This is a genomic window from Marinobacter psychrophilus (assembly GCF_001043175.1).
GTDB lineage: Bacteria > Pseudomonadota > Gammaproteobacteria > Pseudomonadales > Oleiphilaceae > Marinobacter > Marinobacter psychrophilus.
Window position 1 is genome coordinate 2,912,116 of the sequence record NZ_CP011494.1, and the last position, 13,572, is coordinate 2,925,687.

A 13,572-nucleotide genomic window follows, 5' to 3' on the forward strand; every position below is an offset into this window, starting at 1 on the left:
ATAATCACGACCTGTTAGCGCGAAACATTATATGGAGCAGCACGCGGATACACCAATACCCTGTGGCACCTCGCATCAAAGCCTCAACCCAGAAGGCGACCTTACTCAACGCGTTCTCGTCGAGCTGGACGACGATCTGGGCGCCCTTGCGACAGAAGTCGAACAAGAGCTGAACGCTGTTCTTGAGGCAACAACCCGAATATCCGACATGAACACCAGTGTTGCATCCGCCACCGAGGAGCAAACCCAAGTGGTTGATGACATGAATCGCAGCATCACAGACATTAACGACCTGGCCTTTGCATCCGCAGCCAGATCAGAAGAGATTAATGCGACCAGCCACGCACTGGATGGTTATGCCCGCGAACTGGAGAAGCAGACGGCCAAGTTCCGCGTATAGGCTCGCAGCCTGAATACACCAATTCCAATAGCGGAATTCCCGAATGGAGCGGTTTCCAAAATCATCGTATGCTCCTCGGCGGTAATAGAAGACCGTTTTTTCTTTCACTAAGCGGACCACTATGAAGCCAAACCTGAAAGCCTGCGGGCAAGCTATGATGACTGCGTTGGCTAATGCAGTGCTAGCATTAGTGCTGATGTTGTTGGTGGAGTTTGCCATCAGCGGCAGCTTCCGCGTTCCAGCGGCGTATCTGTGGGCCTGCCTGGTGATTTGGCTGGTTATTTTTGTCGGTCAGTTCTGGCGTATGCGCTACCTGTGCCAAGGCAATGAACCGCGCCACAAAGAAGCCTGAGCACGCTCACCAAAACCCAAACAAAAATGGCGTAGCCACACGGCTCCGCCATTTTTTTGCGCCGATTTATTGCACTCGCCATTTTGAGATTACTGGCGGATACCTTCCACCGAAATCTCCAGAGTCACAACCTCTGACGCCGGGCCCAAATTGGTGGGAATGCCAAAGTCAGCAAGCCGAAACTCGGTTTCTGCCTCAAAACCCATGCGATAACCACCCCAGGGATCGGCGCCGTGGCCAATTATCTCCGCATCCAAGACGACTTCACGGGTCACACCGCGCAGCGTCAGGTTACCCACAATATCAGCTTCTCCTTCTTCGTCCAGACGAACGCCGGTGCTTTTGAACGTCGCTTGCGGGTATTCACCGGTGTAGAGAAAATCTTCGTCGCGGAGGTGTTTGTCGCGCTCGGCGTGATTACTGTCAACACTGGCGGTATCGATGGACACCGATACCGAGCTGTTCTGCGGATTTTCAGCGTCGTACACAAACTGGCCGTCGAAATCGTTGAAGCGCCCGTACAGCCAACTATAACCCAAGTGTGAAATACGGAAATTGATAAACTGGTGAGCACCTTTTTTATCAAAAGCGTAGGTGCCGGAGTGGTCTGCGGCCTGAGCGCCACCGACCAGAGCCAGATACACAGCCGATGCCAAAAACAATCGTTTCATAAGAGATTCCTCATCCGGTAAATGTCAGCGTCGGACATCTTCAACGCCCAAACATACGGCGCAAAGTATTGTCCCGGTCAATAAAATGGTGTTTAAGCGCGCCAAGCGCATGAATACCCGCTAATACGACAACACTCCAGGTTACCCAATAATGCACCACACCGGCGGTGTCTTCCATGCCCTTGATGCGGCCCGTGATGGAGGGCACATCAAACCAGCCAAACACGCTTACCGATGAGCCGTCGGCGGTAGAAATCAGGTAACCGCTGACCATGGCAACAAACAGCAGCACATACAACAATCCATGGGCAAGGTGCGCCGCAGCACGCTCCCAGCGCCGATGGCCCGCCACCGGCTCCGGCCGCGGATTCATCAGGCGCCACACAACCCGCAGCAGCATGGCAATAAATACCAACACGCCTACACTGCGATGAATATCCGGCCCTTGTTTGTACCAGGCGTCGTAATAAGTAAGCCCTACCATCCAATAACCCAAACCAAACATGCCCGCCACGGTTAAGGCCACCAACCAGTGCAGAAACACCGCCACCAAGCCATAAGTCGCCTGACTGTTTCGCAGTTTCATAGCGCTTCACGCTCCTTTTCCGACATAAGTCATTTGCCGTATAGGGCATTTACGGATTGTTCAAAAATAGCTCAACGCTATGATGTCAATATTGAATCCCAATAACCAGAAAAGACGCTTTATTATGGAACTTGAATTCGACGAACACGTGGTTGTACCCAGCAATAACTAAGAGCAACGTCAACACTGCGACGGCTCACGCCGGGTAAGTTGTTACGACTTCGCTGATTTCCCTGAACCCTTCATCAAAGAAGCTGGCCCGGAAAATCAGCGAAGTCGTTTTGCTTTTGGTGGGCCTATTTCCCCGAGTTTATACCGGAACATCCGCCATATTACCGTAGGCTTCCAGCCAGGCACGCCGATCGGGCGCCCGCTTTTTACCCAATAACATGTCCATGCAGCTGTCCGTGTCGTCGCCATCTTTAATGGTCAACATCACCAGCCTGCGGGTATCCGGCGCCATGGTGGTTTCGCGCAGCTGCAGCGGGTTCATCTCGCCCAGGCCCTTAAACCGCGTGACCGACACCTTTCCACGACTGTTCTCTGCTGCCAGGCGGTCGATAATGCCCTGCTTTTCCGATTCATCCAGAGCGTAAAAGGTCTGCTTGCCAAGATCTACCCGATACAGTGGCGGCATAGCCACAAACACGTGGCCGGCGGCAACAACCGGCCGGAAGTGCTTCACAAACAGCGCGCAAAGCAACGTGGCGATGTGCAGCCCGTCAGAGTCGGCATCGGCCAAAATACAAACCTTGTTGTAGCGCAAACCGGTCAGCTCGTCCGAACCCGGGTCTACGCCGATGGCCACTGCAATGTCGTGAATTTCCTGCGACGCCAGTACTTCGCTGGAATCCACTTCCCAGGTATTCAGGATTTTGCCCTTCAACGGCATAACGGCCTGAAATTCGCGGTCCCGAGCCTGCTTCGCCGAGCCACCGGCGGAATCGCCCTCCACCAGAAACAATTCCGACCGAGCGGTGTCACTGCCCGAGCAATCCGCCAACTTGCCCGGCAATGCAGGGCCCGAGGTAATTCGTTTACGGGCTACTTTTTTACTCGCTTTCAGGCGGCGCTGGGCGTTACTGATAAAAAGCTCAGCCAGTATTTCGGCAATGTCGGTGTGCTGATTCAGCCATAAACTAAAGGCGTCTTTCACCACACCGGAAATAAACGCAGCAGCCTGGCGCGATGACAGGCGCTCTTTCGTCTGGCCGGAAAACTGCGGCTCCTGCATCTTGAATGACAACACATAAACCACCCGCTCCCAGATATCCTCCGGTGACAGCTTGATACCACGGGGCAGAAGGCTGCGGAATTCACAAAAGTCACGCATGGCTTCTAGCAGGCCGGTGCGTAGACCGTTGACGTGGGTGCCGCCTTGGGCGGTTGGAATAAGGTTTACGTAGCTTTCGGCAACGGCATCACCGCCGTCAGGCAACCATTGGATGGCCCAGTCTACGGTTTCTGTATTGCCAGAAAAGCTGCCCGTAAACGGCTCCAGAGGCACCACTTCACTGCCCGCCAGGGAAATACGCAAATAGTCCCGCAGGCCGTCCTGATAACACCACTCGTCTTTCTCACCGGTTTTTTCCTGGCTAAAGGTCATCGTTAACCCAGGACACAAAACGGCTTTGGCGCGCAAGTTGTGGCGCAGGCGGCTGACCGAGAAATTGGCCGAGTCAAAATATCGAGTGTCCGGTGTGAATTTTAGCCGGGTACCGGTATTGCGCTTGCCGCAGCTGTCAACGACCTCCAGCTCAGTCACTTTATCGCCGTTGGCGAACGTCATCCGGTGTACCTGACCGTTGCGCCGAATCAGCACTTCCAGATGCGTCGACAACGCATTGACCACCGACACGCCTACCCCGTGCAAACCACCGGAAAAACTGTAGCTACCCTCGGAAAACTTACCGCCGGCGTGCAACCGCGACAGAATCAGCTCTACCCCCGGCACGCCCTCTTCCTTGTGCATATCCACCGGCATGCCCCGGCCATCGTCTTCCACGCTCAGTGAGCCGTCGCTGTAAAGCACGACATCGATACGCTTTGCGTGGCCCGCCAGAGCCTCATCCACGCTGTTATCAACCACTTCTTGGGCAAGATGATTGGGGCGGCTGGTGTCGGTGTACATTCCCGGCCTTTTTCGCACCGGGTCCAAACCGCTTAAAACTTCAATGGCGTCGGCGTTGTAAGTTTGTTCGCTCATGGGCGGGGTAAAGCTCCGAATGGGAAATAGTGGACCGCGGCCTAGCTTAGAGAATCAGCAGCAAAGTTCAACGGCTGTTTGACAATGCCAGGCTACAAGGACTCAGAACCCAACTTTAAGGACCACCTTGCCAATGGCACGGCGCTCAGTCAGGGCACCGAGGGCCTTGGCGTAATCCTCAAACTCGAAAACCTCGCTGATTTTCGGATCAATTTTACCCTCGGTGTAAAGCGTCATCAGTTCTATCATGTTCTGGGCACTCGCTTCCGGCTCTCGCTGGGTAAAGCTGCCCCAGAACACGCCAACGACAGAGCAGCCTTTCAAGAGCGTCAAGTTCGCTGGAATTTTTGGAATATCGCCCGCGGCAAAACCAATAATCAGATGGCGGCCGTTCCAGGCCATGGCTCGCAGTGCCTGCTCTGTGTAATCACCACCCACGGGGTCGTAAATTACATCCACGCCCTTGCTATTGGTCAAGCGCTTTATGGCGTCCTTAAGAGGCTCTTCCGCGTAATTGATTAACTCATCCGCACCCGCAGCTTCGGCAACTGTCAGCTTCTGTGCCGAGCTTGCGGCAGCAATCACACGGGCACCCATGGCCTTGCCCAATTCAACCGTCGCCCGTCCTACACCACCGCTGGCGCCCAGAACCAAAAGACTTTCCCCTGCCTGGATGTTCGCGCGCTGCTTCAGAGCGTAATAGGACGTGCCGTAAACCATCATAAATGCAGCGGCTTTTTCGTCGCTCATGTCTTCTGGCAAGAGCAACAAATTATGCTCAGGCACAATCACTTCTTCAGCAAAAGCGCCATAACCGGTCAAGCCCGCAACCCGATCGCCGACTTTAAAACGAGTAACTTTTTCTCCCACTGCAATCACTTCACCGGACATTTCGCCGCCGGGAGAAAACGGCAAGGCCGGCTTGAGCTGGTATTTGCCTTCGATAATAAGCGTATCGGGAAAGTTCAGGCCTGCTGCTTTTACGCGTACCTTAACACCGCGGCCTTTCGCTGTAGGGCTCGGCACATCTTCAATTACGAGCTTGTCGGCAGGGCCGTATTCTTTGCAGAGAATGGCTTTCACAGAAACTCCCATACGATGTCGTTGCCTGATTCTGAAAGGGCAAAATTCTACCCCTTTTTTGCTTGTCCTCAAGCTAAACACAGTCAACCCATGAAGCAAATAAATCTTTCTTACTCAACGAAACAAACACGATCTATAATCCGTTTTATTACTAAAAATATATATAAATTAAGGTTTTACGCGTTAAAGTGCGATTGATTAAAGACAATTTTGAAAGCCTCGTTTGTTAAAGACAACTTCTAAAGACTGGTACCAACAAAAATCAACGTCCCCCAGAAAGCTGGCAGCCGCTAGGAGAATCTCAGTGCACCGCTCAGGAGCATCCAATTGTGGCTTTTGTCTGGTTAACTGCTCCTCACAGCGAATAATGGGTTCTTGGTTTTGACTGGAATGGCGGGCAAAATCAATCATCCCTTGGCCTGAGCGTCGTCAGGCGTTAACATTGCCGTTTTTTAAGCAACTCGATTTTATTAACCAGACCGACTCCTGAAATCCCAGCATCTGTGAGGCAGCCCCCCGTCATGCTCGAACGATTGTTTAAACTCAAGGCCCACGGCACCAACGTTCGTAAAGAAGTCGTTGCCGGTATTACCACCTTTTTAACCATGGCCTACATTATCGTGGTTAACCCCAGCATTCTGTCATCCACCGGTATGGATTTTGGCGCGGTGTTCGTAGCCACCTGCCTGGCGGCGGTTGTTGGCACGCTGATTATGGGCCTGTGGGCCAACTACCCAATTGCCCTTGCACCGGGGATGGGCCTGAACGCGTTTTTCTCGTTCACCGTGGTTGGCAGTATGGGATACACCTGGCAGGTGGCTCTTGGCGCTGTGTTTCTGTCGGGTTTGATATTCTTTGCGCTGAGTATTTTTAAAGTGCGGGAGTGGATTATCAACTCCATACCGTTGTCCTTGCGCTTTGGCATTTCTGCCGGTATCGGTTTCTTTCTGGCGTTGATTGCCCTGAAAAATGCCGGCATTGTGGTCGACAACCCAGCCACCCTGGTGGGTATGGGCGACGTCAAAGCAGCCGAGAGCCTGCTGTTTTTTAGCGGTTTTATTTTAATTTGCGCGCTGTCGTTCCGCCGCGTTACTGGCGCGGTGATGATCGGCATTATTGCCGTAACCCTGGTAGCGCTGGCCACTGGCATGATTGAATACAATGGCCTGTTTTCAGCACCGCCCAGCCTGGCCCCCACCTTTATGCAGCTAGACCTCGCCGGCGCGTTTAACGTCGGCATGATCAGCGTTATTTTTGCCTTTCTGTTTGTTGACCTGTTTGACACTTCTGGCACCCTGATCGGCGCCGCCCAACGTGGTGGCCTGCTGGACGAAAATGGCAAACTGCCACGCTTGGGCCGCGCGCTCATGTCAGACTCCGTGGCCACCATGTCGGGTGCTGTTCTTGGCACATCTACCACCACCAGCTATGTGGAATCCACCGCCGGTATTGCCGCGGGTGGTCGCACCGGCCTGACGGCGGTGGTTGTCGCCGGCCTTTTCGCCGCGTGCCTGGTGCTGGCGCCCCTTGCCAGCATCGTCCCCGCCTACGCCACCGCTCCGGCGCTGTTGTACGTGGCCGTGCTGATGGCCAGTAGCCTGAAACTGATCGACTGGGACGATGTGACCGATGCCGCACCAGCGGTTGTCACCGCGCTGATGATGCCGCTGACGTTCTCGATTGCTAACGGCATCGCTCTGGGCTTTGTCACCTACGCGGTACTGAAAGCCCTGAGCGGTCGTTGGTCTGATCTCAATCTGAGCGTGGTCGTTATCGCTCTGGTGTTTATTCTTAAATTCATTTTCCTGGATGTCGCGTAAGCGGCGCCCGGGCGTAAGGCAGGGGTTTCATGGATTACTTTTCCCAGAGCATCAAGCAGGCTATCCGCACAGTTCCGGACTGGCCGAAGCCCGGTGTCACTTTCCGCGACATCACGACGGTGCTGCAGAACAAAACCGCGTTTCGCAAACTGATTGATGCTTTTGTACATCGCTACCACGATCAGCATATAGACGCGATTGCTGCGGTAGATGCCCGTGGATTTATCATTGGCTCTGCTCTGGCGTATGAACTGAACGCCTCGTTGGTGCTGATTCGCAAGAAAGGCAAGCTGCCGTTTGACACCTTAGTGGAAGACTACGAACTGGAATACGGCACCGCCTCGGTGGAGTTGCACAAAGACGCCCTCAAACCCGGCGACAAAGTGGTGCTGGTCGATGATCTGATCGCCACCGGTGGCACCATGCTGGCTGCCTCCCGGTTGATTCGCCGGATTGGCGCCGAAATTGTAGAAGTCGCGGCGATGATTGATCTGCCCGACCTGGGCGGTTCTGACAAGCTGCGTGCCGAAGGCTTAACGGTTTATACTGTATGCTCATTCGAGGGAGAATAAGCCGCCCTCAAAGAGGATACTATCGTGAATTATCAGCACCATTGGCACGATGCCACGCCTATTCATTTGCCACTGGGCAAAATTGTCTGCATCGGCCGTAACTATGCCGAGCACGCCAAAGAACTGAACAACCCGATCCCGACCGAGCCTCTGCTGTTCATAAAGCCCGCCACCGCCGCGGTACACCTGACCAGGCCTCTGGACTTCCCGCGGGATCAAGGCGCCGTACACTTTGAAACCGAATTAGCCGTGCTGATTGGCAAACCCCTGACGAACGCCTCTGCCAGCGATGCAGAAGAGGCGATACTGGGTTATGGCCTGGCGCTGGATTTAACCCTCCGTGACCTGCAAAGCCAACTGAAAAAGCAGGGGCACCCATGGGAGCGGGCTAAAGGTTTTGATCGTGCCTGCCCACTCACGCCGTTCGTTCCGGCCAGCGATCTGGACAAGCGCTGCCTGCACTTCAGCCTGGATATCGACGGCGAGCGCCAGCAAAGCGGCGACACCGCCGACATGCTGTTTCCGGTGGCGCCTTTGATTGCCCACATCAGTACACAGTTCTCTCTGTTACCCGGGGATGTAATACTGACCGGCACGCCCAAAGGTGTCGGGCCACTGCAATCCGGACAAATCCTGCAACTGACGCTGGAAGATCGTCTATCGGTGTCGACCAGAGTGGTTTAAAAAGAGATTTAGAAAAAGTGTTAAAAAGCGATTTAAAGAGTGATATAAAACGAGCATTAGACAACAGTCTCAGCGTGGTCTGACGTGGCGACGCTGAATCGTTTTTTGGTTAGGAGCGTATATCTGGCATGACAAAAAAGCCTGTTACCACTCGCAGTGGTCGTTTTTTCAAACTCGCAGGTATGACTGCCTCTGTGGCCGGACAATTCGCTAGTCAAAAGGCGCGCAGTTTCTTCAGCAGTGAAAATGATGAAGGCGCCCGTAGCGAGAGCTACAGCCGCATGGCGGCGCGCATTACCGACACTCTGGGGGAAATGAAAGGCGCCGCCATGAAGGTCGGCCAAATAGCCTCGCAAACCCAAGATTTTCTACCCCGTGAATTTTCTGACGCCCTGCAAAAGCTTCAAAAAGAAGCGCCGCCCATGCCCTTCGAAGTGATTCGCCAGCAAATTGAAACCGCCTTGGGCAAACCGGTACACGAGCTTTATGAGTACCTACAGGAAGCACCTTACGCGGCAGCTTCTATCGGCCAGGTACACCGGGCGCGGATGCACGACGGCACCGACGTTATCGTAAAGGTGCAGTACCCGGGTGTTGATGAATCCTGTGACTCCGACCTCAAACAGCTTCGACTGGCTTTAAGGTTGGGCGGCCTGCTGAAAATGCCCAAGGAATCGGTAGATCAGCTGTTCGCTGAAATCCGCGAGCGCCTGCACGAAGAGCTGGATTACGACAACGAAGCTCGCAATCTTGATGTGTTCCGCGAGTTTCATCGCAACGATCGCTGGGTGGTTATTCCAGCGGTGGTGCGCAGCCATTCAACTCGCCACGTAATGACTCTGGAACTGGAGGAAGGTGACCACGTAGGTGATATCACCCCAGAGCGTTACGACCAAGACACCATCAATCTGATCGGCCACCGCATTTTTACCGCGATGGCAGATCAGCTATTTCGTTTTCAGTGCATTCACGGTGACCCACACGCCGGTAACTTTGCTTACCGGCCGGACGGCACCATTGTGATGTACGATTTTGGCTGTGTGAAGAAGCTGAAACCAGAGATTGTGCTGGCTTACCGCAATGCGGTGACGGCTGCTTTAGAGCAGGATTATAAGGCGCTGGATCAGTATCTGATTGATTTAGGTGCGCGAGTTGAGAGCCAACCGGCGATTGACGAGGCCTATTACGCCATGTGGCGGGATATTTTGGTTGTGCCGTTTGAGTCTGAGCAGCCCTACGATTTCGGTCAGGCGCGGCTGCATAAGGACGTGGCAGCCAAGACGAGTACAGTGTTTAAATATCTGGATTCGTTCAAACCGCCGGTGGAGAGTATTTTTATTGACCGGATGATTGCGGGGCATTATTGGATGCTGAAGCGGTTGGGTGTTCAGGCCGCTTTTGGTAATGAATTGCGGGCTTATTTGGCTGAGTTTCGTTAATTTCTAGCTCTGAGTAGTCGGCGCAAGTTTTTTGGTTCTTGCCTTTTGAGTTTTTTATCGCTTAAAACTGTTTACCCATTCTGCGACACCTTCCACTGCACTTTTTTGAATAAACCGGGCGCGGGAGAATCTTCCTGTGGGGGTGACCGGGTTGATGACGGTGATGGGCACGTCGCGCTCTACTTCGTGGACTAACCCCGCAGCCGGGTAGACTTTTAGGGAGGTGCCGACTATGAGCAGGTCGTCGGCACTGCGGACTATGTCGATAGCGACTTCCAGCATAGGGACTTCTTCGCCGAACCAGACGATGTGGGGGCGCAGTTGGCTGCTGTCTTGGCTGCGTTCACCCAAGCGGATATCGCGGTAGCCGATGGTGTGAATGGCTCGGGGGTTTTTGCTGCTGCGGGCTTTGGTGAGTTCGCCGTGCAGGTGTAACACTTGAGTAGAGCCGCCGCGTTCGTGTAAGTCATCGACGTTTTGAGTGACGATAGTCACCCGATAACTCCGCTCCAACTCTGCCAGCAAGCGGTGAGCGCGGTTGGGTTGAGTGTTGGCTAGTTGGCGACGGCGCTCGTTGTAAAAGCGAAGCACCAAGCCCGGGTCGCGCTGGAAGGCTTCGGGGGTGGCTACATCGTTTACGTTGTGTTTTTCCCACAGCCCGTCGTTGTCACGGAAGGTAGCCAAGCCGCTTTCGGCGCTGATACCAGCACCGCTGAGCACTACAATGTGTCGCTTCATGTTCGCGCTAACCACCTTGTTAGTCGAAGATTTTACCCGGGTTGATGATGCCGTTCGGGTCGAAAACCTGCTTGATGCCTCTCAGATACGCAATTTCAGCTTCGCTTCGGGTGTACTGCAGGTAGGCTTTTTTGGTCATGCCCACGCCGTGTTCAGCGGACACGCTGCCTTGGTATCTTTCAACGATTTCAAAAACCCACTTGTTTACCTTCTGACACTTTTCGAAGAAGTCTTCTTTTGCCATATCCTCGGGTTTAAGGATGTTCAGGTGCAAGTTGCCGTCGCCGATGTGACCAAACCAGATAATTTCGAAATCCGGATAGTGGTCGCTGACCACTTGATTGATTTCTTCCAGAAAGCCCGGCACCCGGGATACCACCACAGAGATGTCGTTTTTGTAGGGGATGCGCGGAGCAATGGATTCAGAAATGCGCTCGCGCAGAAGCCACAGGCTCTGAGCTTGAGTTTCGCTTTGGCTGATCACGCCGTCGAGCACCCAGCCGTTTTCCATGCACCGCTCGAACAGTTCCATGGCTTGTTCCATCACCTGTTCAGACACCGCTTCAAATTCCAGCAGAGCATAGTAAGGCGCCTCGGTGTCAAAGGGCGCCTTTACCTGGCCATGGGCCAACACGTGATTCATCGCCTGGTGAGAGAAAAACTCGTAAGCCGTTAAGTCCAGCTTACTGCGGAAAGTGTTCAGCACGTCCATAGTGCTGCCCAAATCGTTCAGGCCCAGCACGAACACGGTAAGATTGTCGGGCTGGCGTGACAGCTTCATGGTAGCTTCGGTAATAAAACCCAAGGTCCCTTCGGCACCGATAAACAAGTGGCGAAGGTCGTAGCCGGTGTTGTTCTTTTCCAGGTCTTTGTTCAGATCCAGAACATCGCCTTTACCGGTGACGACTTTTAGGCCGGCAACCCAGTCGCGGCTCATGCCATAGCGGATAACTTTGATGCCACCGGCGTTGGTGGACAGGTTACCGCCCAGCTGACTAGAGCCGGCGGACGCAAAGTCTACCGGGTAATAAAGGCCGTTTTTCTCGGCAAAATTCTGCAGCTGTTCAGTGATAACACCGGCCTGACAACGCACGGTACGGTCACTGGCGTTGAAGTCCAGAATCTGGTTCATATTGTCAAACGCCACCACCACTTCACCATTGGCAGCTACGGCGCCGGCGCTCAAGCCAGTTCGGCCGCCAGAAGGCACCAAAGCAACGTTGTTTTGGTTGGCGAACTGAACCAGCGACTGCACGTGTTCGGTGGTTTTAGGCAGCACAATAGCGACTGGATTTGGGGTATATATCCGGGTCCAATCGGTGCCGTAAGTGGCAAGGTCAGACGGATCTGTCAGCACTTTGCCTGGGGCGTCGCCTTCGGCCATCAGTTGCTTCAGGGCGGCTATGATCTGTTCAGGTGTCATCAGGCTGGACTCTCGCTCAAATGTGTCTCGAAATAGGACGGCACGGTCAAAACAAGACCGGCTGGCAACGCCAGGTCCGTATAAAAATGGGGATGTTCGGTACGCTGCCAATGCCAGGGATTATGTTATCATACCGCCCCTGTTCTGTGCGTCAGCCCATGCGATGTAAAGCTGAAATGACTGGCCACGGGTGGTTAAACGCGACAAAAAGTTGGAAAGTAAGCCCATGTCCAATACGTCTCTGCAAAAAAGCAAAATCCGAATTCTGTTGCTGGAAGGCGTGCACCAGTCTGCACTCGATTCTCTGCACGCCGCCGGTTACACCAACATTGAGTCCCTGTCGCACTCGTTGGCTGAAGACGAGCTGATCGAGAAAATTGCCGACGCGCATTTTGTCGGCCTTCGGTCGCGCACACAGCTAACAGAGGCCGTATTCGAAGCGGCTAAGAAATTGGTGGCAGTGGGTTGCTTCTGTATTGGCACCAACCAGGTAGACCTGCAGGCTGCTACGCGCCGCGGTGTGGCGGTGTTTAATGCGCCCTTCTCCAACACTCGCTCAGTAGCCGAGCTGGTGTTGGCACAAGCCATTTTGTTGCTGCGCGGCGTGCCGGAAAAGAACGCCAAGGCCCACCGTGGCGAGTGGCTTAAGTCAGCCAAAAACAGCTATGAAATCCGCGGCAAGAAGCTTGGCATTATTGGCTATGGCAACATTGGTACTCAATTCAGTGTGCTGGCCGAAGGCTTGGGCATGGACGTATACTTTTACGATGTGGTATCCAAACTTTCCATCGGTAACGCCACGCAAGTGGGCTCCATGCAGGAACTGCTAAACCTGTGTGATGTGGTGAGCCTGCACGTACCAGAGACCGCAGCCACCAAATATATGTTCAAAGCCGAGCAGCTCGCGCAAATGAAGCCGGGTTCTATTCTGATGAACGCTTCGCGCGGCACCGTGGTTGATATCGACGCCCTGGCTGACTCCTTGCGCAGCGGTAAGTTGCTGGGCGCTGCCATCGACGTTTTCCCGGTTGAACCAAAATCCAACGGCGAGGAATTTGTCTCACCGCTGCGCGAATTCGACAACGTCATCCTGACTCCACACGTGGGTGGTTCCACCATCGAAGCCCAGGAAAATATCGGCCGGGAAGTCGCTGAAAAGCTGTCCATGTACAGCGACAACGGTACATCTGTATCGTCAGTAAACTTCCCCGAAGTGGCCCTGCCCTCGCACCCGAACCAGCATCGGTTATTGCACATTCACGAAAACGTGCCGGGCGTGATGTCAGAGATCAACCAAGTCTTTTCCGCTAACGGTATTAACGTTTGCGGTCAATACCTGCAAACCAAGGACGACATTGGCTACGTGGTAATCGACGTCGACAAAGCCTACGGTGAGCTGGCGCTGGAGAAACTGCTTGAAGTGAAAGGCACCATTCGCTGCCGCGTGCTGTTTTAAGCTCGCAAGGCTGCTTAAGAAAAACCGGGGCCATGAGCCCCGGTTTTTTTGCTCTTAGGGAACAGATTTCAAATCTGCCCCCCGCCTACCTAGGCCCCGGTTTTCTTACTCAAAGGAGACGGATTTGAAATTCGTCCCCGAT

General features: G+C 53.9%; 13 protein-coding genes. 7 read left to right on the forward strand and 6 right to left on the reverse strand.

Annotated elements, in window-relative coordinates:
• Positions 1-31: 31 nt before the first annotated feature.
• The gene (locus ABA45_RS19700) at positions 32-400 is read left to right on the forward strand and encodes a methyl-accepting chemotaxis protein (protein ID WP_048386774.1); all 369 of its coding nucleotides are present in this window, start codon (positions 32-34) and stop codon (positions 398-400) included.
• 121 nt (positions 401-521) lie between these two features.
• On the forward strand, positions 522-752 hold the full coding sequence (locus tag ABA45_RS13105) for a hypothetical protein (RefSeq protein WP_048386776.1): 231 nt from the start codon (positions 522-524) through the stop codon (positions 750-752).
• An 89-nt stretch (positions 753-841) separates the two neighbouring features.
• Here the strand turns inward: ABA45_RS13105 and ABA45_RS13110 are convergent, their stop codons facing one another.
• The 4 genes from ABA45_RS13110 to ABA45_RS13125 all read right to left on the reverse strand — a co-directional run bounded on the left by ABA45_RS13110 (position 842) and on the right by ABA45_RS13125 (position 5,298).
• Positions 842-1,423: a YceI family protein gene (locus ABA45_RS13110; RefSeq protein WP_048386778.1), complete on the reverse strand. Its 582-nt coding sequence runs from the start codon at positions 1,421-1,423 to the stop codon at positions 842-844.
• Between the two features lie 40 nt (positions 1,424-1,463).
• The gene (locus ABA45_RS13115) at positions 1,464-2,009 is read right to left on the reverse strand and encodes a cytochrome b (protein WP_048386780.1); all 546 of its coding nucleotides are present in this window, start codon (positions 2,007-2,009) and stop codon (positions 1,464-1,466) included.
• Positions 2,010-2,319: 310 nt separating this feature from the next.
• On the reverse strand, positions 2,320-4,215 hold the full coding sequence (gene parE / locus ABA45_RS13120; protein ID WP_014872063.1) for a DNA topoisomerase IV subunit B: 1,896 nt from the start codon (positions 4,213-4,215) through the stop codon (positions 2,320-2,322).
• Between the two features lie 102 nt (positions 4,216-4,317).
• Positions 4,318-5,298 carry an NADPH:quinone oxidoreductase family protein gene (locus ABA45_RS13125; RefSeq protein WP_198146975.1) on the reverse strand — a complete coding sequence of 327 codons (981 nt, stop codon included), beginning with the start codon at positions 5,296-5,298 and terminating at the stop codon, positions 4,318-4,320.
• 521 nt (positions 5,299-5,819) lie between these two features.
• On the opposite strand from ABA45_RS13125, the gene ABA45_RS13130 reads away from it, so the two are divergent.
• The 4 genes from ABA45_RS13130 to ABA45_RS13145 all read left to right on the forward strand — a co-directional run bounded on the left by ABA45_RS13130 (position 5,820) and on the right by ABA45_RS13145 (position 9,813).
• Positions 5,820-7,118, forward strand: a complete 1,299-nt coding sequence (locus tag ABA45_RS13130; protein WP_048386784.1) for an NCS2 family permease — start codon at positions 5,820-5,822, stop codon at positions 7,116-7,118.
• Between the two features lie 29 nt (positions 7,119-7,147).
• Positions 7,148-7,690, forward strand: a complete 543-nt coding sequence (locus ABA45_RS13135; RefSeq protein WP_007350599.1) for an adenine phosphoribosyltransferase — start codon at positions 7,148-7,150, stop codon at positions 7,688-7,690.
• A gap of 24 nt (positions 7,691-7,714) precedes the next feature.
• Positions 7,715-8,374 (forward strand): fumarylacetoacetate hydrolase family protein, encoded by a 660-nt coding sequence (locus ABA45_RS13140; RefSeq protein WP_048386785.1) that lies wholly within the window; start codon positions 7,715-7,717, stop codon positions 8,372-8,374.
• A gap of 128 nt (positions 8,375-8,502) precedes the next feature.
• A complete protein-coding gene (locus ABA45_RS13145) occupies positions 8,503-9,813 on the forward strand; it encodes an ABC1 kinase family protein (RefSeq protein WP_048386787.1) in 1,311 nt (436 codons plus the stop codon).
• 54 nt (positions 9,814-9,867) lie between these two features.
• Here the strand turns inward: ABA45_RS13145 and ABA45_RS13150 are convergent, their stop codons facing one another.
• Positions 9,868-10,551 (reverse strand): SIR2 family NAD-dependent protein deacylase, encoded by a 684-nt coding sequence (locus ABA45_RS13150; protein ID WP_048386789.1) that lies wholly within the window; start codon positions 10,549-10,551, stop codon positions 9,868-9,870.
• 19 nt (positions 10,552-10,570) lie between these two features.
• The gene (locus tag ABA45_RS13155) at positions 10,571-11,974 is read right to left on the reverse strand and encodes an FAD-binding oxidoreductase (protein WP_048386791.1); all 1,404 of its coding nucleotides are present in this window, start codon (positions 11,972-11,974) and stop codon (positions 10,571-10,573) included.
• 226 nt (positions 11,975-12,200) lie between these two features.
• Between ABA45_RS13155 and serA the strand changes: the two genes are divergently transcribed.
• Positions 12,201-13,430: a phosphoglycerate dehydrogenase gene (serA, locus tag ABA45_RS13160; protein WP_048386793.1), complete on the forward strand. Its 1,230-nt coding sequence runs from the start codon at positions 12,201-12,203 to the stop codon at positions 13,428-13,430.
• Positions 13,431-13,572: the final 142 nt, after the last annotated feature.